Origin of the sequence: Streptomyces zhihengii (assembly GCF_016919245.1) — a bacterium.
Classification (GTDB): Bacteria; Actinomycetota; Actinomycetes; order Streptomycetales; family Streptomycetaceae; genus Streptomyces; species Streptomyces zhihengii.
The window spans coordinates 4,161,407-4,184,262 of sequence record NZ_JAFEJA010000001.1 but is presented as its reverse complement, the minus strand read 5'-3'; the positions used below and the strand labels follow the sequence as shown (position 1 = coordinate 4,184,262).

Below are 22,856 nucleotides of genomic sequence, written 5' to 3'. Positions count from 1 at the left end.
TGGTCCAACTGCGCGGCGGGGGTGTCCCGTTCACCGGGCCCGGATCCCGGCGGACGGACGTCCTCGCGGTCCACCGGGCTCTCCGCCCGTGCGGCCGGGCCCCCGCTGGATGCAACGGTGCCGGCTGGACCGACTGTTCCCGGCGCGGCCGCACTTCGGGGTGCCGGGCCGGATCAGGTCTGTGCCATGTCCACGAAGCGCGAGTAGTGCCCCTGGAAGGCGACGGTGATGGTGGCCGTGGGGCCGTTACGGTGCTTGCCGACGATGATGTCCGCCTCGCCCGCGCGCGGCGACTCCTTCTCGTACGCGTCCTCACGGTGCAGCAGGATCACCATGTCGGCGTCCTGCTCGATGGATCCGGACTCACGCAGGTCGGACACCATGGGCTTCTTGTCGGTGCGCTGCTCGGGGCCTCGGTTGAGCTGCGAGAGCGCGATCACGGGCACCTCCAGCTCCTTCGCCAGGAGCTTGAGGTTCCGGGACATGTCCGAGACCTCCTGCTGGCGGCTCTCGGCACGCTTGGAGCCGCCGGACTGCATCAGCTGCAGATAGTCGATGATCACGAGCTTGATGTCGTTGCGCTGCTTGAGGCGGCGGCACTTCGCCCGGATCTCCATCATCGACAGGTTGGGGGAGTCGTCGATGTACAGCGGGGCGGACGACACCTCGGGCATCCGGCGGGCCAGCCGCGTCCAGTCCTCGTCCGTCATGGTGCCGGACCGCATGTGGTGCAGCGCCACCCGGGCCTCGGCGGACAGCAGACGCATGGCGATCTCGTTGCGGCCCATCTCCAGGGAGAAGATGACGCTCGGCAGGTTGTGCTTGATCGACGCCGCCCGGGCGAAGTCCAGCGCGAGCGTCGACTTGCCCATCGCGGGACGCGCGGCGATGACGATCATCTGACCGGGGTGGAGTCCGTTGGTGAGGGAGTCGAAGTCGGTGAATCCGGTGGGGACACCGGTCATCTCGCCGCTGCGGGAGCCGATCGCCTCGATCTCGTCGAGGGCGCCCTCCATGATGTCGCCGAGCGCCAGGTAGTCCTCGCTGGTGCGCTGCTCGGTCACCGCGTAGATCTCGGCCTGCGCCGAGTTCACGATCTCGTCGACGTCGCCGTCGGCGGCGTATCCCATCTGCGTGATCTTGGTGCCGGCCTCGACCAGGCGGCGCAGCACGGCGCGCTCATGGACGATCTCCGCGTAGTACGAGGCGTTCGCGGCCGTGGGGACGGACTGGACCAGGGTGTGGAGATACGGCGCTCCGCCGACCCGGGTGATCTCACCGCGCTTGACCAGTTCGGCCGCGACGGTGATGGGGTCGGCGGGCTCGCCCTTGGCGTAGAGGTCGAGGATCGCCGTGAAGACCGTCTCATGGGCCGGCCGGTAGAAGTCGTGGCCCTTGATGATCTCGACGACGTCCGCGATGGCGTCCTTGGAGAGCAGCATGCCGCCGAGGACGGACTGCTCCGCGTCCAGGTCCTGGGGAGGCACCCGCTCGAAGCTCGGACCGCTGTCCCAGCCGCTGTCGCTGCCGCGGTCGTGCCGGTCCTCACGGCCGCCACGGCCGTCGCTGCCACGCCGGCGGGAGGCGGGGAGGCGGTCCCCGGGGGAGTCCGCCGCCCACGGATCGTCCAGAGGCTCGGAGATGCTCACCCGCGCCACCTCCTCCCGTCCGCTCCGCGGACCTCTGCCGTGGCACTCTTTGTACGGCACGACACTGACAAATCGACCCGCCCGACTCCGCTGCGGCGCGTCGGGCGACGGTCCACGGTAGGCCCCTGGAAGGCCTCAGCCAATCTCGTTATCCACAGGCTGTGTGGATGAACGACCCAATGCTGTGGAGAACCCTGCGCATCCTGTGCACGGACCGGGGGACAGCACTGTGGACAACATCGGAGATCACCCACGACACAGCGGTTGACCTGCACGATTGCCGTCCACCGGCTGTGGGGGAGAAAAACTTTCCCGCTCGGATCAAGATCATCCCAAACGGGCCCCGGAGGCATCCGGCCGTCGACAGGCTGTAAGGGCTGCAAGACAATTGCGTCTCTTACCTGTGGAAGATTAGATTGACCGTATGACTCAGGCCCCCGCGACCGTCCGCGCCCATCGGCGCCGGCATGACCGAGAGATCATCGCCCTGGCCGTCCCGGCCTTCGGCGCACTCGTCGCCGAACCCCTCTTCGTGATGGTCGACAGCGCCGTCGTCGGTCATCTCGGCACCCCCCAGCTCGCGGGCCTCGGGGTCGCCGCCGCCCTCCTGATGACGGCGGTCAGCGTCTTCGTCTTCCTCGCCTACGCCACCACGGCGGCCGTGGCACGACGCGTCGGCGCGGGCGATCTCCGGGCGGCGATCCGCCAGGGCATGGACGGCATCTGGCTGGCGCTCTTCCTCGGTACGGCCGTGGTCGCCGTGACCCTGCCGGCCGCGCCCTGGCTCGTGGACGTCTTCGGAGCATCGGAGACCGCGGCCCCGCACGCGATCACCTATCTGCGGATCTCCAGCCTCGGCATCCCCGCCATGCTGATCGTGCTCGCCGCCACCGGTGTCCTGCGCGGCCTCCAGGACACCCGCACACCGCTCTATGTGGCGGTCGGCGGGTTCGCCGCCAACGCCGCGCTCAATGTCGGGCTCGTCTACGGAGCCGGTTTCGGTATCGCGGGATCCGCCTGGGGCACCGTGATCGCCCAGTGCGGTATGGCGGTCGCCTATCTCGTCGTGGTCGTCCGCGGCGCCCGCACCCATGGAGCCCCCCTGCGCCCCGACGCGGCGGGTATCCGTGCCAGCGCCCAGGCCGGCGTGCCCCTGCTGGTGCGCACGCTCTCGCTGCGCGCGGTGCTGATGATCGCCACCGCCGTGGCCGCCCGCATGGGCGACACCGACATCGCGGCCCATCAGATCGCACTCTCGCTGTGGAGCCTGCTCGCCTTCGCCCTGGACGCCATCGCCATCGCCGGGCAGGCGATCATCGGGCGCTATCTCGGTGCGGGGGACTCCGCGGGGGCCCGCGAGGTCTGCCGCCGCATGGTGCAGTGGGGGATCGTCTCGGGCTTCGTGCTCGGTATCCTGGTCATCCTGGCCCGCCCGCTGTTCATCCCGCTGTTCACCGGGGACCAGGCCGTGCACGACACCCTGCTGCCGGCTCTGCTGGTGATCGCCCTCTCCCAGCCGATCGCCGGCGTGGTCTTCGTCCTCGACGGCGTGCTGATGGGCGCGGGGGACGGCCCCTACCTGGCGTGGGCGATGCTCCTCACCCTGGCGGCCTTCGCCCCGGTCGCCCTTCTGGTGCCGGTCTTCGGCGGTGGGCTCACCGCACTGTGGTGGGCCATGACGCTGATGATGGCCGTACGCCTGCTGACGCTCTGGTGGCGGGCACGGTCGGGCCGCTGGATCGTGACCGGCGCGACCCGCTGATCACCGGACTCCCCGGGCCGGACGCTCTCAGCAGATCCGAGGGAGGGCACCCGCCCGGTTTCACGTGAAACATGCACCCGGGGGCGTTTCACGTGAAACACCCCCGGCGAAGGAGTCCGCGACAGAACGGAAAGGGCCGCACCCATCGGGTGCGGCCCTTCCTACTGCTCAGTCGAGCGCGCTGCTCAGGCGGCGACGACCTCGACGCCGAGCTGTGCGGCGACCTCGGGGTGCAGACGCACGGACACCTGGTGCGAGCCCAGGGTCTTGATCGGCGCACCGAGCTCGACACGACGCTTGTCGACCTCCGGACCACCGGCGGCCTTGATCGCCGAGGCGATGTCGGCCGGGGTGACGGAACCGAACAGGCGGCCCGCGTCGCCGGAGCGAACGGCCAGGCGCACCTTCACGGCCTCGAGCTGACCCCGGATGGAGTTCGCCTGCTCGATGGTCGCGATCTCGTGGATCTTGCGGGCGCGGCGGATCTGCGCCACGTCCTTCTCGCCGCCCTTGGTCCAGCGGATCGCGAAACCGCGCGGGACCAGGTAGTTGCGAGCGTAGCCGTCCTTGACGTCGACGACGTCGCCGGCGGCACCGAGGCCAGAGACCTCCTGGGTGAGGATGATCTTCATGTTTAGGTCACCCTTCCCTTATCGCGCGGTGGACGTGTAGGGCAGCAGCGCCATCTCACGGCTGTTCTTGACGGCCGTGGCGACGTCACGCTGGTGCTGCGTGCAGTTGCCGGTCACGCGGCGGGCACGGATCTTGCCGCGGTCGGAAATGAACTTCCGCAGCATGTTCGTGTCCTTGTAGTCCACGTACGCGGTCTTGTCCTTGCAGAACGCGCAGACCTTCTTCTTAGGCTTGCGCACAGGCGGCTTCGCCATGGTGTTTCTCCTGTGTGATCAAGAAGTGGGGTACGAGCTGCCCTAGAAGGGCGGCTCGTCCGAGTAGCCGCCGCCGGAAGAACCGCCGGAGCTTCCGCCCCAGCCGCCTCCGCCGCCCTGCTGGCCACCGCCGGCCGGCGCGCTGGTGGCCCAGGGGTCGTCGGCGGGTGCACCGCCGCCGCCCTGCTGGCCGCCGCCACCGGGGCCGCCGCCCCAGTTGCCGCCGCCGCCACCCTGCTGACCGCCGCCGTATCCGCCCTGGCCGCCGCGGCCCGTGGTCTTGGTGACCTTGGCCGTGGCGTTCTTCAGGCTGGGGCCGACTTCCTCGACGTCCAGCTCGAAGACCGTCCGCTTGACGCCCTCGCGGTCGTCGTACGACCGCTGCTTCAGACGGCCCTGCACGACGACGCGCATGCCCTTCTGAAGCGACTCGGCGACGTTCTCCGCCGCCTGCCGCCAGACCGAGCAGGTCAGGAACAGGCTCTCGCCGTCCTTCCACTCGTTGGTCTGCCGGTCGAAGGTGCGGGGAGTGGACGCGACGCGGAACTTCGCGACCGCCGCACCGGACGGGGTGAAGCGCAGCTCGGGGTCGTCGACGAGATTGCCGACGACCGTGATGACGGTCTCGCCTGCCATGGGTGAACCTCTCGGCGGGATTGCTTCTGGCTGCTTGCTGCTACTCGAACCCGATGACCTCTGAGCCGGAAGCTCAGTGGGTCTCGGGACGGAGGACCTTGGTCCGGAGGACCGACTCGTTCAGGTTCATCTGGCGGTCGAGCTCCTTGACGACCGCAGGCTCGGCCTGCAGGTCGATGACCGAGTAGATGCCCTCGGGCTTCTTCTTGATCTCGTAAGCGAGACGACGACGGCCCCAGGTGTCGACCTTCTCCACCTTTCCGTTGCCCTCACGGACGACGGAGAGGAAGTTCTCGATCAGCGGGGAGACAGCGCGCTCCTCGAGATCGGGGTCGAGGATGACCATCACCTCGTAGTGACGCATGTGGAACCCACCTCCTTTGGACTCAGCGGCCACGGTCGTTCCGTGGCAGGAGGGTCGTGATGCGTACGCAACGGTATCGGCGGCCACTGACAATCCCGCGCGTACGCGCGGGATCGTGTCCTGGCCAGGGCAGACACCGGTGCAGACCGTACAGCGTACCCGCAGACCGGCTTCCGGTTGAAATCCGGTGCCAGATGGACGCAATCTGTACACATCGGGTGCGCGCGGCGCTACGATGCGCCGCGCTCCGGCACAGCCAGGAGGTGCCTCATGGCACACGCAATGCGACGACAGGCCGCCCCCGCCGGGCTTCTCTCCACCGACGGCAAGCCACATCCCCTCCAGGACTCCCTGATGGCGGCGACCCTGGTGCTCGGCGCCATCGCCTTCATCACCGCGATGTTCCACAGCCTGCATCTGCTCAGTTCGTGGGCGGGGCTCATCGGCATCCTCACCGGGGCGTACGGACAGTTCGTCTCGGTGACCACCCGGGAGCGCTTCCTGCTGATCGTGGGACTCGGCGCATCGGCCGTGGGCTTCTACCTGGGGATGGCGCACGGCGGTCTGTTCGGCGGCGTCCTCGGCTGACCGGGGGCGCCCCGGCGCCGCAAGGGTGCCGTCCGCCCCCCGCGGACGGCACCGCCGGCCGTTCCCGCCGGGCCCGCACACCGGCCCGGCCCCCGGACAGCGCATCGGCGGCGGACCTCTGCGAACGGCCCGGCGGGGCCGTGTCCGGCCGCTTCCGCCTCCGGGCGGCGGTCCCCTCCTGCGCACAACCATTCGGGGCGGTTCCCGGGCGCAGTAGGCTTCGGCGCGAGAGCCGGAGCCCCTGAACCCATGGGGACACACCTGCCGAGGAGCGCCCCGCATGAGCCTGACCCTGAGGACCATCAGCCGTGAGCAGCATCTGGCGTACATCCAGAGCCTGCCCTCGGCCAGTCACTGCCAGGTCCCGGCGTGGGCGGACGTGAAGACCGAGTGGCGCTCGGAGAACCTGGGCTGGTTCGACCGGAACGGTGAGCTCGTCGGCGCCGGCCTGGTGCTCTACCGCCAGCTCCCCAAGATCAAGCGGTACCTCGCGTACCTCCCCGAGGGCCCGGTCATCAACTGGTACGCCCCGAACCTGGACGACTGGCTGCAGCCGATGCTGGCCCACCTGAAGAACCAGGGCGCCTTCTCCGTGAAGATGGGCCCGCCGGTCGTCATCCGCCGCTGGGACGCCCCCGCGATCAAGGCCGGCATCCAGGACCCGGACGTCAAGCGCCTGCGCGACGTCGAGGCGACCCACATCGAGCCGCGCGCCTTCGAGGTCGCGGACCGGCTCCGGAAGATGGGCTGGCAGCAGGGCGAGGACGGCGGCGCCGGCTTCGGCGACGTGCAGCCCCGGTACGTGTACCAGGTGCCGCTCGCGAACCGTTCGCTGGACGACGTCCTCAAGGGCTTCAACCAGCTCTGGCGCCGCAACATCAAGAAGGCCGAGAAGGCCGGCGTCGAGGTCGTGCAGGGCCGCTACGAGGACCTCGCCGAGTGGCAGCGCCTCTACGAGATCACCGCCGAGCGCGACCGCTTCCGGCCGCGTCCGCTCTCCTACTTCCAGCGCATGTGGACCGTCCTCAACAACGAGGACCCCAACCGCATGCGTCTCTACTTCGCCCGGCACAACGGCGTGAACCTCTCCGCGGCCACCATGCTCGTCGTCGGCGGCCACGTCTGGTACTCCTACGGCGCCTCCGACAACATCGGCCGTGAGGTCCGCCCCTCCAACGCCATGCAGTGGCGGATGCTGCGCGACGCGTACGCGATGGGCGCCACCGTCTACGACCTGCGGGGCATCAGCGACTCGCTGGACGAGACGGACCACCTCTTCGGTCTCATCCAGTTCAAGGTCGGCACCGGCGGCGAGGCCGTCGAGTACGTGGGCGAGTGGGACTTCCCGCTCAACAAGCTGCTCCACAAGGCGCTCGACATCTACATGTCCCGCCGCTAGGCCGCCGCACCCGCCCGCCGTCCCGAAAGGGCCGGCGGGTCCGTAATCTCGTACCTGTCCCCAGTCACACCGAAGTCACCAGAAAGGTCCCGGGCCTGCCATGGCGCTCTCCCTCTACGTAGACACCGCGCGCTGGCGGGCTCACCAGAAGTCGGTGATCGACCAGTTCCCCGGTCTCGTCCCGGTCTGCAAGGGCAACGGCTACGGCTTCGGCCACGAGCGGCTGGCCGAGGAGGCGGCGCGCTTCGGCTCCGACATGCTGGCCGTGGGCACGACCTACGAGGCGGCCCGGATCAAGGACTGGTTCGGCGGCGACCTGCTGGTGCTGACGCCGTTCCGGCGCGGTGAGGAGCCGGTCCCGCTGCCGGACCGGGTGATCCGCTCGGTGTCCTCGGTCGACGGGGTGCACGCCCTGGTCGGCGCCCGTGTGGTCATCGAGTGCATGAGCTCGATGAAGCGCCACGGCATCACCGAGCAGGAGCTGGGGCAGCTCCACGCCGCCATCGAGGACGTCCGGCTGGAGGGCTTCGCCCTCCACCTGCCGCTGGACCGCACCGACGGCTCGGACGCCGTCGAGGAGGTCATCGCCTGGATGGACCGGCTGCGCGCGGCCCGGCTGCCGCTGCACACCATGTTCGTCAGCCATCTGCGCGCCGAGGAGCAGGCACGGCTCCAGCAGCAGTTCCCGCAGACCCGCTTCCGCGCCCGGATCGGCACCCGGATGTGGCTGGGCGACCACGAGGCGACCGAGTACCGCGGCGCGGTGCTGGACGTCACGCGGGTGTCCAAGGGCGACCGCTTCGGCTACCGCCAGCAGAAGGCGGCCTCGGACGGCTGGCTGGTGGTCGTCGCCGGCGGCACGTCCCACGGCGTGGGCCTGGAGGCCCCCAAGGCGCTGCACGGGGTGATGCCGCGGGCCAAGGGCGTGGCCCGGGCCGGTCTGGCGACCGTGAACCGCAACCTGTCGCCGTTCGTCTGGGCGGGCAAGCAGCGCTGGTTCGCCGAGCCGCCGCACATGCAGGTGTCGATCCTGTTCGTGCCCGCCGACGCGCAGGAGCCGAAGGTGGGCGACGAGCTGGTGGCCCATCTGCGCCACACCACCACGCAGTTCGACCGCCTGGTCGAGCGCTAGGACGTGTTGTTCGGATCGTGGCGGGCTCGCGTGCCCTGATCCGGACGAACGCCCCCGGGACCTTCGCGGGAGCGGACCGTCCCGGGGGCGCCGGACGCCCCCGGGGGAGCCTCAGGCGGTCGCCTGGGGCTCCTTCTCCGTGCCCGGGCCGGGACGGCCGCCCCACTCCACCCGCGGCCCCTCCGCCGCCCGTGCGGGCTCCTGCTCCGACCGCGCCGCGCGGCCCAGGACGAACGCGTCGCCGGCCCCGTCGAGCACCCCGCCCGAGGGGTCGTCGGAGCCGTCCGTCCGCACACCGTCGCGCTCGGGCTTCAGGATGTCCCTGACGATCACCGCGCAGAGGTAGAGCGTTCCGAGCAGGTGGAGCGCGATCGCGAGCTGGTAGCCCTCCGGCGGCAGCCCCTGGTGCTTCTCACCGGTGGTGTACGCGAGGTACATCCAGATCCCCAGGAAGTACATGACCTCGCAGGCCTGCCACACCAGGAAGTCCCGCCAGCGGGGCCGTGCCAGCGCGGCGAGCGGGATCAGCCACAGCACGTACTGCGGCGAGTAGACCTTGTTGGTGAGGATGAAGACGGCGACCAGCAGGAAGGCGAGCTGGGCGAACCGGGGCCGCCGGGGCGCGGTGAGGGTGAGCACGCACAGCCCGATGAACGCGGCGACCACCAGCAGGATCGCCGTGTCGTTCACCGTCTTGACGTCGATCGGCTCTCCGGTGCGCTGGGTGATGACCAGCCAGAAGGAACCGAAGTCGATCCCCCGCTCCTGGCTGAACGTGTAGAACTTCTTCCACCCCTCGGGCGCGAGGAGCATGACGGGCAGGTTGACCACCAGCCAGGCGCCGGCCGCCGCCAGGGACGCCGTGAAGAACTCCCGCCACTTCCCCGCCCGCCAGCACAGCGGCAGCAGCGGGGCCAGCAGGAAGACGGGGTACAGCTTGGCCGCCGTCGCCAGACCGATCAGGATGCCGAACGCCAGCACCCGCCCGCGGGACCACATCAGCATCGCCGCGGCCGTCAGCGCCACCGCGAACAGGTCCCAGTTGATCGTCGCGGTGAGCGCGAAGGCCGGGGCCAGGGCCACCAGCAGTCCGTCCCACGGGCGGTGGCGGTGCGTCCGGGCGGTGCAGACGGCGATGACGGCCGTGCACGCCATCAGCATGCCGGCGTTGACCAGCCAGTAGAGCTGCTCCTGCTGCATCACGTCGCCGTCGGAGATGCCCAGCCAGAAGCCGATGTCGCTGATCCACGCGGCGACCTGCATGAACAGGCCGGTCAGCACGGGGTATTCGAGGTACTGCATGTCGCCGGGCAGCCGGTCGAAGTACGGGATCAGCCCTTCGGAGAAGCCCCGCCCCAGGTAGAGGTGGGGGATGTCCGAGTAGCAGGCGTGGGTGTACTGCGAGCTGGTGCCGCGGAACCAGGCCCAGTTGTAGCAGGGCAGCTTCTGCACCATGCCCAGGGCGAACAGGCCGATGGCCGTCAGCGCCACCACGGCCACCGGGGCCAGCCTGCGGCTGCCGTCGGGCAGCATTCTGCGGCCGGCCGGGCCGCCGATCAGCTCGCTGCCCGCCCTCGCGACGCTGTCCCGCAGGGTGGGAGCCACCTCGGGGCGCTCCCGCCGCGGGGACCGGTCCTCGTTCACGCTCGTCTCTTCTGCGCTGGGCATGCTGCACATCCTGCCGTAAGGGGGCGGGGATGCGGCGAGGGCCGCCGCATCCCGTCCGGCGCGCGGAGCGCTGTGGGGGATGCGACGGCCCTCCGGGGTCCGTCGAGGAGGCCGCTAGGTGCCGTCGGACCCGCCGATCCACCCTCCGCCGCCGTTGCCGTTGCCGCCGCCGTTGTTGCCGCCGGAGCTGTCCCCCGAATCACTGGGACTCGGTGAGACGCCGCCGTTGGTGGCTCCCTGGTCGCTGCCCTGGTCGGTCCCGCCGGAGGGCTGGCAGGTCCAGTCCTCCCACCGGTTGCACGACTCGGTGGGCCGCGGGGTGATCGAAGGGCTCGGCGTCGGGGTCGGGGTCGGGGTGGGCGTCGGGGTCGGGGTCGGCGTGGGGCTGGGCGTGGGCTCGGGGCTCTTCGCGCCACCGCCCCAGACCGCCTCGCCGTCGAGCTCGCCCGGCTCGGTGAACTTGAGGACCTTGCTGCCCTTGAGGGCGTTGGTCATGTAGTCGTGCCAGATCTGCGACGGGAACGACGAACCGTGGATCTGCGGCTGGGCACCCGTGCCGAACATGTCCTCGAACTGGCGGTTCTTGTTCTTCTCGTTGTCGTCGAGGCGGTACATGTCGATGGCGGTCGAGAGTTGCGGCGTGAAGCCGACGAACCAGGCCTGCTTGTTGCCGTCGGTCGTACCGGTCTTGCCCGCCACCTGACGGCCCGGGATCCGGGCCTTGCGGCCGGTGCCCTCGTCGCTGTCGACGACGCTGCGGAGCACATCGGTCACATTGGTCGCCACGGCCTTGCTGAACGGCCGCTTGACCTCGTCCTCGTGCTCGTAGATCACGGTGCCCTCGTACTCCACCCTGGTCACGGAGTACGGGTCGCGCTGCTCGCCGTCGGCGGCGAAGGTGCCGTAGGCGCCTGCCATGCGAATGGCGCTGGGCGAGGAGATGCCGAGCGCGAACGACGGCACGTCGCCCTTCACCAGGCTGCTCTCCAGCAGACCGGCGTCGACGGCTGCCTCGCGGACCTGAGGGATGCCGATGTCCATGCCGAGTTGCACGTAGGGCGAGTTGGCGGAGCGGACCATCGCACGGCGCAGCGTCATGTCCGGATAGTTGGCGTCGTCGTCGTTGACCTGCTGCCACTCCTTCCCGTTCTCGTCGTGCCAGACACTGCGGTCGTAGTTGCGGATGGTCAGCTTGTTCTGGCCGCTGTAGCGGCTCTTGTCCGGGTCGACGATCGTCCGGTCGCCGGAGCCCTGTTCCTTGCCCAGTTTCGGGTCGCGCACGCCGTCCCGCATCGCGGCGGCCAGCACGAACGGCTTGAAGGTCGAGCCGACCTGGGCGCCGGTCGCGTCGGCGTTGTTGGTGAAGTGCTTGGTGGCGTCCGTACCACCGTAGATCGCGATGATCTTGCCGGTCTTCGGCTCGACGGACGCGCCGCCGAACTGCACATGGGTGTCGGTCTTCGGCCGCTTCTTCGGATCGATGTGCTCGTCCTGGATCTTCTTGACGGCCTTCTCGAGCTCGGTGACCTTCTTCTTGTCGAAGGTCGTGTGGATCTCGTAGCCGCCCGTGGCGAGCTTGACCGAGTCGATGCCCCGGTCGTTGTTGTTGATGAAGTTCGCCTTGGCCAGGTCGACCAGGTATCCGATCTGACCGCTGAGCTGGGCGTTCTTCTTCAGCGGGTCGGGCATCGGGAACTCGGTGTACTTGGCGCGCTCCGCGGCGTCGAGGTGGCCGTCCTTGACCATCTCGTCGAGGATCCAGCTCCAGCGCTTGGTGGCCCGGTCCAGGTTGTCCTTGGGGGTGGCCTTGGAGTCGATCTCGGGGGCGCCGGCCGGGTCGTAGTAGGTGGCGCCCTTCAGCAGCGCCGCAAGGAACGCGCACTGGCTGGCGTTGAGCTTGTTGGCGTCCTTGCCGTAGTACGTCCGGGCGGCCGCCTGGATGCCGTACGCGCCGCGGCCGTAGTAGGCGGTGTTCAGGTACCCCGCCATGACCTCGGGCTTCTTCACCTCGGTGTCGATCTTGATCGAGATGAAGAGTTCCTTGAGCTTTCGCGTCACCGTCTGCGACTGGTCGTTCAGCCGGTTGTTCTTCACGTACTGCTGGGTGATGGTCGAGCCGCCCTGGGTCTGCTCGCCCGTCGCCATGTTCAGCACGGCACGGCCGATGCCCCGGGGGTCGATGCCCGAGTCCTTCCAGAACGTCTTGTTCTCGGCCGAGACCACCGCGTTCATCATCTCGCGCGGGATCTGGTCGAAGGCGATGATCTGCCGGTTGGTCTCACCGCCGGTCGCGGCCATCTGCGAGCCGTCGGCCCAGTAGTAGACGTTGTTCTGCGCGGTGGCCGTCTTGTCCGGGTCCGGGATGCCCACCATCGCGTACGCGATCGTCGCGGCGCCCATGACGGTGCCGAGGAAGGCGATGCACAGGCCCGTGACGAGCTTCCAGGACGGCATCCAGCGACGCCAACCGTCCTTGTCGTACCGCGGATAGTCGATCAGCCGCTTCCGGCCGGGACCGCGCCCGGCACCGACCGCGCCGCCGCCTCCGCCGGTGCCCCGGCGTCCACCGCCGCGGCCGCCCGGGCCTGAATGGCCGGCGCCGGCCGGCTCCTCACCACGCCGGCGTCCGCCCCGCTGGGCGGCGCGACGGGCCTCCGCGCGGCCTCCGTAAGGCCGCTCCTCCTCGCCGAAGGAGGCGGAAGGGGAAGCTGACGTGGCACTTCGGCCGGGCGCCGCACGGCGTCCAGAAGACTGCTGTGCGGCGCGACGGGCCGCGGCGCGACCGCCACCCTGCGGCTGTGGCGGTTTGCGACGGTGCTCGCTCATCGAACGACTACTCCTCGGGCAGGCGAGACGCCTGGAAGCGGCAGTTGAGTTCCGGTCCCCCCGAAATGGATACGGACGAGCTCTCCGCAGAGCTCATCCGCTGCGCATCCACGGCGATGACGCTCAGGAGCGTCACTTGGTTCCCGGTGGTCTGCATGCCGCACAGACTACGCACGGTCAAAACCCTCCTAGCCCCGAAGTTCACCCTATTTCAGGCAACTCGGCGCCTGTGAATTGATGATGTGACGCCGTTCACGATGGCCCCCCTTGTCGCAGGGGGAACACCGCTCTATCGTGCTGATGTATCGACTCGATACATCAGCACGACACATCGGACAGACATACGGGCCCCGTACGGCGAGGGAGGCAGCGGTGAGCAGGCGCTCAGGCATCCTCGAGTTCGCCGTACTCGGACTGCTCCGTGAAGCCCCGATGCACGGATACGAGCTGCGCAAGCGGCTCAACACCTCGCTGGGGATCTTCCGCGCCTTCAGCTACGGGACCCTCTACCCCTGCCTCAAGACGCTGGTCGCCAACGGCTGGTTGATCGAGGAACCGGGACACGCACCCGAGGACGCCCTCGCCGCCTCCCTCGCGGGGCGCCGGGCGAAGATCGTCTACCGGTTGACGGCCGAAGGAAAAGAGCACTTCGAGGAGCTGCTCTCCCACACCGGCCCCGACACCTGGGAGGACGAGCACTTCGCCGCCCGTTTCGCCTTCTTCGGCCAGACGGAGCGCGAGGTGCGGATGCGGGTGCTGGAGGGCCGCCGCAGCCGGCTGGAAGAGCGCCTGGAGAAGATGCGCGCCTCTCTCGCCCGCACCCGTGAACGCCTCGACGACTACACGCTCGAACTGCAACGGCACGGCATGGAGTCCGTGGAGCGTGAAGTGCGCTGGCTGAACGAGCTCATCGAGAGCGAGCGGGCGGGACGGGATCAGCGACACCCGTCCCCCGGGAACACCGCTCAGCAGGACAACACATCTGGAGCGACGGACGGCCTGCCCCGGCGGACCGAGAGGAGCGGGGAGACATCTCCCGGCGACTCCGGCCCGTCGGATCCGTCCGACGACACCGCCAAGTGAAGCCCCGCGCTCCGCAGGGTTTCATCCGGAATACCGAGATCACACAGGGAGCAACCGGAATGGGTTCGGTTCGCGTAGCCATCGTCGGCGTGGGCAACTGCGCCGCCTCGCTGGTGCAGGGCGTCGAGTACTACAAGGACGCCGACCCGGCCGGCAAGGTGCCGGGTCTGATGCACGTCCAGTTCGGCGACTACCACGTCCGCGACGTCGAGTTCGTCGCCGCCTTCGACGTGGACGCCAAGAAGGTCGGTCTCGACCTGGTCGACGCCATCGGCGCCAGCGAGAACAACACCATCAAGATCTGCGACGTGCCGTCCTCCGGCGTCACCGTGCAGCGCGGCCACACCCTGGACGGCCTGGGCAAGTACTACCGCCAGACCATCGAGGAGTCCGCCGAGGCCCCGGTCGACATCGTCCAGACCCTCAAGGACAAGCAGGTCGACGTCCTGGTCTGCTACCTGCCCGTGGGCTCCGAGGACGCTGCGAAGTACTACGCGCAGTGCGCCATCGACGCCAAGGTCGCGTTCGTCAACGCCCTCCCGGTCTTCATCGCCGGCACCAAGGAGTGGGCGGACAAGTTCACCGAGGCCGGTGTCCCGATCGTCGGCGACGACATCAAGTCCCAGGTCGGCGCCACCATCACGCACCGCGTGATGGCGAAGCTGTTCGAGGACCGCGGTGTCATCCTGGACCGCACCATGCAGCTGAACGTCGGCGGCAACATGGACTTCAAGAACATGCTCGAGCGTGAGCGCCTGGAGTCCAAGAAGATCTCGAAGACGCAGGCCGTCACCTCGCAGATCCCCGACCGCGACATGGGCGAGAAGAACGTCCACATCGGCCCGTCGGACTACGTCGCCTGGCTCGACGACCGCAAGTGGGCGTACGTCCGCCTCGAGGGCCGCGCCTTCGGCGACGTCCCGCTGAACCTCGAGTACAAGCTCGAGGTGTGGGACTCCCCGAACTCGGCCGGTGTCATCATCGACGCCGTGCGTGCCGCGAAGATCGCCAAGGACCGCGGCGTCGGCGGCCCGATCCTCTCGGCCTCCTCGTACTTCATGAAGTCCCCGCCGGTGCAGTACTTCGACGACGAGGCCCGCGAGAACGTCGAGAAGTTCATCAAGGGCGAGGTCGAGCGCTAAGCGCCGTATCTCACCGCACCATCGAGGAGGGTCCCCGGGTCACCGCCCCGGGGACCCTCCTCGTATGTGACGCTTGCTCGCATGTCCGCCGTTGGTGATCTGCGCGTCCTGCTGCGCCTGAAGAACTTCCGCCGGCTTCTGGCGGTCCGGCTGCTGTCCCAGTCGGCCGACGGCGTCTTCCAGGTCGCCCTCGCCACCTATGTGGTCTTCTCCCCGGAGCGGGAGACCTCGCCTGCGGCGATCGCCTCCGCCATGGCCGTACTGCTGCTGCCCTACTCGCTCGTCGGCCCCTTCGCCGGTGTGCTGCTCGACCGCTGGCGCCGGCGCCAGGTGCTGCTGTACGGCAATCTGCTGCGGGCCGCCCTGGCCTGCTGCACCGCTCTGCTGATCCTGGCGTCCGTGCCGGACTGGCTCTTCTACGCCTCCGCACTCACGGTCACCGGCGTCAACCGCTTCGTCCTGGCCGGGCTCTCCGCCTCACTGCCCCGGGTCGTCGACGCCGACCGCCTCGTCGTGGCCAACTCCCTGTCCCCGACCGCCGGCACCCTGGCCGCCACCGCGGGCGGCGGGCTGGCCTTCGCGGTGCGGCTGCTCCTCTCGGACTCCGACGCCGCGGTGGTCCTCCTCGCGGCTCTCCTCTATCTCTCCTCCGCGTTCATGAGCCTGCGGATGAGCCGGGCCCTGCTCGGGCCGGACCCGGAGGTGCTCCAGCCCCGTCTCCTCGCGGCTGTGGTCTCGACGGCCCGTGGCCTGTCGGCCGGGCTGCGCCATCTGCGGCACCGGCCGGCCGCCGCCCACGCCCTGGCGGCCATGACGCTGCTGCGCTTCTGCTACGGCGCCCTCACCGTCATGGTCCTCATGCTCTGCCGGTACGCCTGGTCCGACACGGACGCCGACGGCCTGGCCCTGCTCGGCCTCGCGCTCGGAGTCTCGGGCGCCGGCTTCTTCGCGGCGGCCGTCCTCTCCCCCTGGGCGGTCGAGCGATTCGGGCGCTACGGATGGATGGCCACCTGCGCGGGTATCGCGGCGGTCCTCGAACCGGCTCTCGCGCTCCCCTTCGCTCCGGCTCCGATGCTGGTCGCCGCCTTCCTCCTCGGACTGGTCACCCAGGGAGCGAAGATCGCCACGGACACCGTCGTCCAGACGTCGGTGGACGACGCCTACCGCGGCCGGGTCTTCGCGCTCTACGACATGCTCTTCAACATCGCCTTCGTCGGAGCCGCCGGCATCGCGGCCCTGATGCTGCCGCCCGACGGACGCTCGGTGCCTCTGGTGGTGATGGTGGCGGCCATCTACGCGGTCGCCTGCCTCACGCTGACCCGGTGGCGGCACAGCGAGCAGGCGGGCTGACGACGAGAGGCCGTGTTTCACGTGAAACACGGCCTCTCGTACGCGGCGGGGCGATGTTTCACGTGAAACATCCCCCCGCCGGCACCGGGGACTCAGCTCTGGGCCGCCCACCACTCCTTCAGCGCGGCGACGGCGGCGTCGTGCTCCATCGGGCCGTTCTCCAGCCGGAGGTCCAGAAGGAAGGCATACGCCTTGCCGATCACCGGGCCGGGACCGATGCCGAGGATCTTCTGGATCTCGTTGCCGTCGAGGTCCGGGCGGATCGCGTCGAGCTCCTCCTGCTCCTGGAGCTGGGCGATCCGCTCCTCCAGTCCGTCATAGGCGCGGGAGAGGGCAGTGGCCTTGCGCTTGTTGCGGGTGGTGCAGTCCGAGCGCGTCAGCTTGTGCAGCCGGTCGAGCAGCGGGCCGCCGTCCCGCACATACCGGCGGACGGCGGAGTCGGTCCACTCGCCGGTGCCGTAGCCGTGGAACCGCAGATGCAGCTCCACCAGCCGCGACACGTCCTTGACCATGTCGTTGGAGTACTTCAGCGCCGTCATCCGCTTCTTGGTCATCTTCGCCCCCACGACTTCGTGGTGGTGGAAGGAGACCCGGCCGTCGCCCTCGAACCGGCGCGTCCGCGGCTTCCCGATGTCATGGAGCAGAGCAGCCAGCCGCAGCACCAGGTCCGGACCGTCCTGCTCCAGGTCGATGGCCTGGTCGAGCACGGTCAGTGAGTGCTCGTACACATCCTTGTGACGGTGGTGCTCGTCACTTTCCAGACGAAGCGCGGGAAGCTCGGGCAGAACGTACGCGGCGAGGCCGGTGTCCACCAGCAGGCCCAGGCCCTTGCGGGGGTGCGCCGACAGCAGCAGCTTGTTCAGTTCGTCCCGCACCCGCTCGGCGGAGACGATCCCGATCCGCTCGGCCATCGCCGTCATGGCCTCCACCACGTCCGGCGCCACCTCGAAGTCGAGCTGGGCGGCGAAGCGGGCCGCCCGCATCATCCGCAGCGGATCGTCGGAGAAGGACTCCTCCGGTGTGCCCGGGGTGCGCAGAATCCGGGCGGCCAGGTCCTCCAGGCCGCCGTGCGGATCGATGAACTCCTTCTCCGGGAGTGCCACGGCCATGGCGTTCACGGTGAAGTCACGGCGGACGAGGTCGTCCTCGATGGAGTCGCCGTAGGAGACCTCGGGCTTGCGGGAGGTCCTGTCGTAGGCCTCCGAGCGATAGGTCGTGACCTCGATCTGGAACCGCTGGACGTCGTCGCCCACCCGGCCGTCCTTCTGCGCCCCGACCGTGCCGAAGGCGATGCCGACGTCCCAGACGGAGTCCGCCCAGGGCCGGATGATCTTCAGGACGTCCTCGGGCCGGGCGTCGGTGGTGAAGTCCAGATCATTGCCGAGCCGCCCGAGCAGCGCGTCCCGGACCGACCCTCCGACCAGCGCGAGACGGAATCCGGCATCCTGGAATCTGCGGGCGAGGTCATCGGCGACAGGCGAGACCCGCAGCAGTTCGCTCACCGCGCGGCGTTGCACCTGGCTCAGGGCTGTGGGGCTGTCTTCATTGGCGTTCGGCACAGCAGAAAAGGTTACGTGCCCCGGCCCGCCGAAGCAGTCGGGTTGTCTCCGGGCCCCGGGCGGCACCTCACGGGTCCGTCACGATCCTTCCGGTGGCGATCTTGTGGAGCAGACCGCGGCACTTCGACACAGCGGGTCTCGTTACCATGCGTGGACGCAAGGACCAGAGAACCACCCAGGGCAAGCAGACGACGAGGGACGGGCGCGCGTGGCCGAGGCGGCAGACATCCAGGGGATGCGTACTCCTCCGGCCCGCCGGTGGCTGCGCCGCACAGCCTCCGTGGTCGCGGGGCTACCGCTCGTGGCCGGACTCCTGTGGGGGCCCGGCGCCCCGGCCGCGTCCGCCGCCGAGGAGGCCACGGGCAGCCGCACCGTCGATGTGTCCCTGAACACGGTGACGCCCGCCTCTCCCGGCGAGAAGGACACGATCCGGGTCACGGGCACGGTGATCAACCGCGGCAAGCAGCCGATCAGCGACGCCCATGTCGATCTCCGCGTCGGACAGCAGCTCACCGGACGCGCCGCCATCGACCGCGCCGCGGAGCGCCAGGCGGAGGGCAGGGCCTTCGACCCGATCCTCGACGGCTCCCGGATCGACGACAAGTACGCGGTCGAGATCCCCCGGCTGGCCGCCGGCGTCAGCCACGACTTCTCGCTCTCCGTCCCGGCCGGCGAACTGGACCTCGACGAGAACGGCGGGGTCTACCAGCTCGGCGTCTCGCTGTCGGGCCAGACCCCGGCCCTCGGGTTCGACCAGGTGCTCGGCATCGAGCGGACCTTCCTGCCCTGGCAGCCGGAGGCGACCGAGAAGCGGACCCAGCTCACCTACCTCTGGCCGCTGATCTCGACCACCCACCTCACCTCGGAGACCGGCTCCGACGAGCAGCAGACCCCGGTGTTCGAGGACGAGTCGCTGGTCGCCGAGCTGTCTCCCGGCGGGCGCCTCGAACAGATGGTCTCGCTCGGCTCGCAGCTTCCCGTGACCTGGGTCGTCGACCCCGACCTGCTGGCCACGGTCGACGCCATGGCCGAGGGCTACGTCGTCCGGCAGGGCGACACCACCGTCCCCGGCAGCGAGAAGAACCAGAAGATCGCCCAGACCTGGCTGAACGACCTCGGAAAGGCGGTGCAGGGCCGCACGATCGTGGCGCTGCCCTTCGCCGACCCCGATCTCGCCTCCCTGGCCCACCGCGGCAAGGCCGTGTCCGGCTCCCTCAGCCACCTGCGGCCCGCGACCGAGGTCGCCAGGACCACCGTGGAGTCGACGCTCCTCACCACGCCCTCGGTGGACTTCGCCTGGCCCGTCGACGGTGCCGTCGACGCCGCGATCGTCGACGTCGCCACCTCCGCCGGCGCCGACAACGTGATCGCCCGCAGCGACAGCATCGGCGACGACCTGGCGTACACCCCCACCGCCGCCCGCCCCATCGGGGGCGGCACCACGGCCGTGGTGGCCGACTCACGGCTCTCCAGGGCCTTCCAGGGCGACATGACCCGGTCCGACGACTCCGCGCTCGCCGTGCAGACGTTCCTGGCCCAGACGCTCGCCCTGACCCTTCAGGACCCGGAGAAGCAGCGCAGCATCGTCGTCGCCCCGCAGCGCATGCCCACCGCCACCCAGGCGCAGAGCATGGCGCGCGCCCTGAAGGCACTGGACGGCAAGCGCTGGACCCAGCCGCTCGACCTGACGGCCGCCGCCGAGGCCAAGCCCGACGCGGACGCCAACACCCGGGTACCCCGCTCCTCCGAGTACCCGTCCAAGCTCCGCAAGCAGGAGATGTCCGTCGAGGCGTTCCGTGAGATCAGCGGCACCCAGAAGAACCTCGACATGTTCGAGGGCATCCTCACCCAGGCGGACCGGGTGAGCACCCCCTTCGGCCGGGCGATCGACCGCCAGCTCTCGACGTCCTGGCGGGGCAATCCGCAGGGCGCCCAGCAGTACCGCGGCGGGGTGCAGACCAACCTCAAGAACCTCACCGAAGAGGTCCAGCTCATCCAGAAGTCGGATGTGACCCTCTCCGGCCGCAGCGCGATGATCCCCGTCACCGTGCAGAACCAGCTCGTCCAGGGCGTGGACGACCTGGTGCTGCGGCTGACCTCGCAGAGCCCCACCCGGCTGGGGCTCGACGACAAGGCCATCGCGGAGCAGCCCGTCCGGGTCGGCGGCGGTCACAGCCAGACCGTGAAGTTCCCCGCCGTGGCCAACGCCAACGGCCAGGTCCAGATGACCGCGCAGCTCTTCACCAAGGACGGGACCCCCTACGGCGACTCCATGGCCTTCACCGTGAAGGTCTCGGAGATCACGCCCCAGGTGATGCTCGTCATCGCCGGCGGTGTGCTGCTTCTCGTCCTCGCGGGTATCAGGATGTACACCCAGCGCCGGCGCGCGGCCGCGTCGGCGGCCGACGGCTCCGGCGGCACCGCCGCGGAGGAAGCCGCCGAGGGGACACCCGGCACCGGGACCGGCGAAGATGTCGGGAGGGCCGGCGACGGCCCGGATCCCGGGCAGGCGAGTGACCTGTCACCTGACACCCGACCGGAAAGCGCCGACCCGTCCGGCGCTGGTGAGAAAGTGGACCGTTGAGCGATGTCGTGGCCGGTCGGCCGGGGACGATGAGGTGGGGTAGTCATGAACGCGCCGTATGACGGTGACCGCGGTCAGGGCGCGGGCGGTAACCCGTCCGGCCAGGGCCCGACGCCTCATCAGCCTCCCCACGATCCGTACGCCCCGCAGGACCAGTACGCCCAGGACCCCTATCTCCAGGACGCGTACGCCCCCGATCCCTACGCGGCCCAGGACCTGTCCGCCCAGGACCCGGTCTCGGAGGCCCTCTACGACCGGTCGGCGCACCCGCCGCCGCCCCCGGGGAGCTACCCGGCGCCGAACCCCCTCTACCAGCAGCCGCCCGCGGCGCCCTACGCCCCGGACCCCCGGGTCTGGGCGCAGACGCCGCCGCCGGAGCCGGACGGCCCCTCGCGCCACCTGCCCTACGGGGACGACGCGCGGACGACCCAGTTCACCGGTGTCGACGATCTCGTCACCCGGGCCGGTGAGCAGCAGCCGGAGCCCGACGCCTTCGCCCATCTCTTCCGGGACCAGCAGGCCGCGGGCGTCCCCGCGCCGTCGCCGGAGCCCGACCCGGTCCCCGCGGCACCGAAGAAGCCGGCGGGGAAGGCCTCCGGGCTGCTGAAGTCCAGCGCCGTGATGGCGGCCGGCACCCTGGTCTCCCGTCTCACCGGATTCGTCCGCAGCCTGGTGATCACGGCCGCGCTCGGCGCCGCGCTGCTCGGTGACACCTTCACCGTCGCGTACACCCTGCCGACGATGATCTACATCCTCACCGTCGGCGGCGGCCTCAACTCCGTCTTCGTCCCGCAGCTCGTCCGCGCGATGAAGAACGACGAGGACGGCGGCGAGGCCTTCGCCAACCGGCTGCTGACCCTGGTGATGGTGGCGCTCGGCGCCATCGTCGCCGTCGCCGTCTTCGCGGCGCCCCTGCTCGTCCAGCTCATGTCGGACACGATCGCGAGCGATCCGGCGGCCAACAACGTGGCCGTCACCTTCGCCCGCTACTGCCTGCCCACCATCTTCTTCATGGGCATCCATGTGGTGATGGGCCAGATCCTGAACGCGCGGGGCAAGTTCGGCGCGATGATGTGGACCCCGGTCCTCAACAACATCGTCATGATCACCACGTTCGGCCTCTTCATCTGGGTGTACGGCACCTCGGCCGAGTCGCAGATGGGTGTCCAGACGATCCCGCCGGACGGTGTGCGCCTGCTCGGCATCGGCACCCTCCTCGGCCTGGTCGTCCAGGCCCTGGCGATGATCCCCTACCTGCGGGAGACCGGTTTCCGGTTCCGTCCGCGCTTCGACTGGAAGGGCCACGGGCTGGGCAAGACCGTCAAGCTCGCCAAGTGGACCGTGCTCTTCGTCCTCGCCAACCAGGCGGGCGTCCTCGTCGTCACCCAGCTCGCCACAGCGGCCGGTGAGGCCTCCGGCAAGCAGGGCGCCGGCTTCATCGCCTACACCAACGCCCAGCTGATCTGGGGCATGCCGCAGGCCATCATCACCGTCTCGGTGATGGCGGCCCTGCTCCCGCGGCTCTCCCGCGCGGCCCACGACGGCGACCCGGGCGCGGTGCGCGACGACATCTCCCAGGGGCTGCGCAACTCCGCGGTGGCGATCGTGCCCGTCTCCTTCGCCTTCCTCGCGCTGGGCGTCCCGATGTCCACGCTGCTCTTCGCCTCCAGCGGCCACCAGGCCGCCCAGGGCATGGGCTTCATCCTGATGGCCTTCGGTCTCGGTCTGATCCCCTACTCCGTCCAGTACGTCGTCCTGCGCGGCTTCTACGCCTACGAGGACACCCGGACGCCCTTCTACAACACGGTGATCGTCGCCGCGGTCAACGCGGGAGCCTCCGCCCTCTGTTACGCGCTGCTCCCCGCCCAGTGGGCGGTCGTGGGCATGGGCGCCTCCTACGGCCTCGCCTACGCGGTCGGCGTGGGGGTCGCCTGGCGGAGGCTCAAGAAGCGGCTCGGCGGAGACCTGGACGGTTCCCATGTGACGCGGACCTACGCCCGGCTGTCCATGGCATCGGTACCCGCCGCGGTCGCCGGCGGCGCGGTGGCCTACGGTCTCACCACCCTGCTCGGCAACGGTGCGGGCGGTTCCCTGGTCGCGCTGGTCATCGGCGGAATCGTCCTGTTGGGCGTCTTCTACGTCGCGGCGAAGAAGATGCGTATCGCGGAGCTCAACGCACTGGTCGGAATGGTCCGCGGGCGTCTCGGACGCTAGGACGATCCGGCCC

17 protein-coding genes are annotated in these 22,856 nt (G+C 69.7%); 9 read left to right on the top strand and 8 right to left on the bottom strand.

What is annotated here, in order from left to right; all coding sequences use genetic code 11:
- Positions 1–173: 173 nt before the first annotated feature.
- The gene (gene dnaB, locus JE024_RS17520) at positions 174–1,649 is read right to left on the bottom strand and encodes a replicative DNA helicase (RefSeq protein WP_244882927.1); all 1,476 of its coding nucleotides are present in this window, start codon (positions 1,647–1,649) and stop codon (positions 174–176) included.
- Positions 1,650–2,073: 424 nt separating this feature from the next.
- Here dnaB and JE024_RS17515 point away from each other — a divergent pair, with 424 nt between their 5' ends.
- Entirely contained in the window at positions 2,074–3,411 is a 1,338-nt protein-coding gene (locus JE024_RS17515; RefSeq protein WP_205374490.1) for an MATE family efflux transporter, read from the top strand.
- Between the two features lie 185 nt (positions 3,412–3,596).
- Here the strand turns inward: JE024_RS17515 and rplI are convergent, their stop codons facing one another.
- From rplI to rpsF, 4 genes are all read right to left on the bottom strand, one after another.
- Positions 3,597–4,043 (bottom strand): 50S ribosomal protein L9, encoded by a 447-nt coding sequence (rplI, locus tag JE024_RS17510; RefSeq protein WP_187741330.1) that lies wholly within the window; start codon positions 4,041–4,043, stop codon positions 3,597–3,599.
- An 18-nt stretch (positions 4,044–4,061) separates the two neighbouring features.
- Positions 4,062–4,298: a 30S ribosomal protein S18 gene (rpsR, locus tag JE024_RS17505; RefSeq protein ID WP_005315025.1), complete on the bottom strand. Its 237-nt coding sequence runs from the start codon at positions 4,296–4,298 to the stop codon at positions 4,062–4,064.
- A 42-nt stretch (positions 4,299–4,340) separates the two neighbouring features.
- Positions 4,341–4,934, bottom strand: coding sequence for a single-stranded DNA-binding protein (locus JE024_RS17500; RefSeq protein WP_205374489.1), 594 nt, complete (start codon positions 4,932–4,934; stop codon positions 4,341–4,343).
- Between the two features lie 73 nt (positions 4,935–5,007).
- Positions 5,008–5,298: a 30S ribosomal protein S6 gene (gene rpsF / locus JE024_RS17495; protein ID WP_004950685.1), complete on the bottom strand. Its 291-nt coding sequence runs from the start codon at positions 5,296–5,298 to the stop codon at positions 5,008–5,010.
- A 270-nt stretch (positions 5,299–5,568) separates the two neighbouring features.
- Here rpsF and JE024_RS17490 point away from each other — a divergent pair, with 270 nt between their 5' ends.
- The 3 genes from JE024_RS17490 (at position 5,569) to JE024_RS17480 (ending at position 8,417) form a co-directional block, all read left to right on the top strand.
- Positions 5,569–5,886 (top strand): hypothetical protein, encoded by a 318-nt coding sequence (locus tag JE024_RS17490; protein ID WP_205374488.1) that lies wholly within the window; start codon positions 5,569–5,571, stop codon positions 5,884–5,886.
- A 280-nt stretch (positions 5,887–6,166) separates the two neighbouring features.
- The gene (locus JE024_RS17485; protein WP_205374487.1) at positions 6,167–7,285 is read left to right on the top strand and encodes a lipid II:glycine glycyltransferase FemX; all 1,119 of its coding nucleotides are present in this window, start codon (positions 6,167–6,169) and stop codon (positions 7,283–7,285) included.
- A gap of 100 nt (positions 7,286–7,385) precedes the next feature.
- The gene (locus JE024_RS17480; protein WP_205374486.1) at positions 7,386–8,417 is read left to right on the top strand and encodes an alanine racemase; all 1,032 of its coding nucleotides are present in this window, start codon (positions 7,386–7,388) and stop codon (positions 8,415–8,417) included.
- 111 nt (positions 8,418–8,528) lie between these two features.
- On the opposite strand, the gene JE024_RS17475 is transcribed toward JE024_RS17480, so the two are convergent.
- The gene (locus JE024_RS17475; RefSeq protein WP_205374485.1) at positions 8,529–10,085 is read right to left on the bottom strand and encodes a glycosyltransferase family 87 protein; all 1,557 of its coding nucleotides are present in this window, start codon (positions 10,083–10,085) and stop codon (positions 8,529–8,531) included.
- Positions 10,086–10,199: 114 nt separating this feature from the next.
- Positions 10,200–12,911 carry a transglycosylase domain-containing protein gene (locus JE024_RS17470; RefSeq protein WP_205374484.1) on the bottom strand — a complete coding sequence of 904 codons (2,712 nt, stop codon included), beginning with the start codon at positions 12,909–12,911 and terminating at the stop codon, positions 10,200–10,202.
- 372 nt (positions 12,912–13,283) lie between these two features.
- Between JE024_RS17470 and JE024_RS17465 the strand changes: the two genes are divergently transcribed.
- The 3 genes from JE024_RS17465 (at position 13,284) to JE024_RS17455 (ending at position 16,486) form a co-directional block, all read left to right on the top strand.
- On the top strand, positions 13,284–13,994 hold the full coding sequence (locus JE024_RS17465; RefSeq protein WP_205374483.1) for a PadR family transcriptional regulator: 711 nt from the start codon (positions 13,284–13,286) through the stop codon (positions 13,992–13,994).
- 59 nt (positions 13,995–14,053) lie between these two features.
- Positions 14,054–15,136 carry an inositol-3-phosphate synthase gene (locus tag JE024_RS17460; RefSeq protein WP_205374482.1) on the top strand — a complete coding sequence of 361 codons (1,083 nt, stop codon included), beginning with the start codon at positions 14,054–14,056 and terminating at the stop codon, positions 15,134–15,136.
- A gap of 81 nt (positions 15,137–15,217) precedes the next feature.
- The gene (locus tag JE024_RS17455; protein ID WP_205374481.1) at positions 15,218–16,486 is read left to right on the top strand and encodes an MFS transporter; all 1,269 of its coding nucleotides are present in this window, start codon (positions 15,218–15,220) and stop codon (positions 16,484–16,486) included.
- Between the two features lie 92 nt (positions 16,487–16,578).
- Here JE024_RS17455 and JE024_RS17450 read toward each other — a convergent pair whose 3' ends face one another.
- Positions 16,579–18,045: a CCA tRNA nucleotidyltransferase gene (locus tag JE024_RS17450; protein ID WP_205374480.1), complete on the bottom strand. Its 1,467-nt coding sequence runs from the start codon at positions 18,043–18,045 to the stop codon at positions 16,579–16,581.
- Positions 18,046–18,253: 208 nt separating this feature from the next.
- On the opposite strand from JE024_RS17450, the gene JE024_RS17445 reads away from it, so the two are divergent.
- The gene (locus JE024_RS17445; RefSeq protein ID WP_205374479.1) at positions 18,254–20,629 is read left to right on the top strand and encodes a DUF6049 family protein; all 2,376 of its coding nucleotides are present in this window, start codon (positions 18,254–18,256) and stop codon (positions 20,627–20,629) included.
- A gap of 45 nt (positions 20,630–20,674) precedes the next feature.
- On the top strand, positions 20,675–22,843 hold the full coding sequence (gene murJ, locus JE024_RS17440) for a murein biosynthesis integral membrane protein MurJ (RefSeq protein WP_205374478.1): 2,169 nt from the start codon (positions 20,675–20,677) through the stop codon (positions 22,841–22,843).
- Positions 22,844–22,856 lie beyond the last annotated feature (13 nt).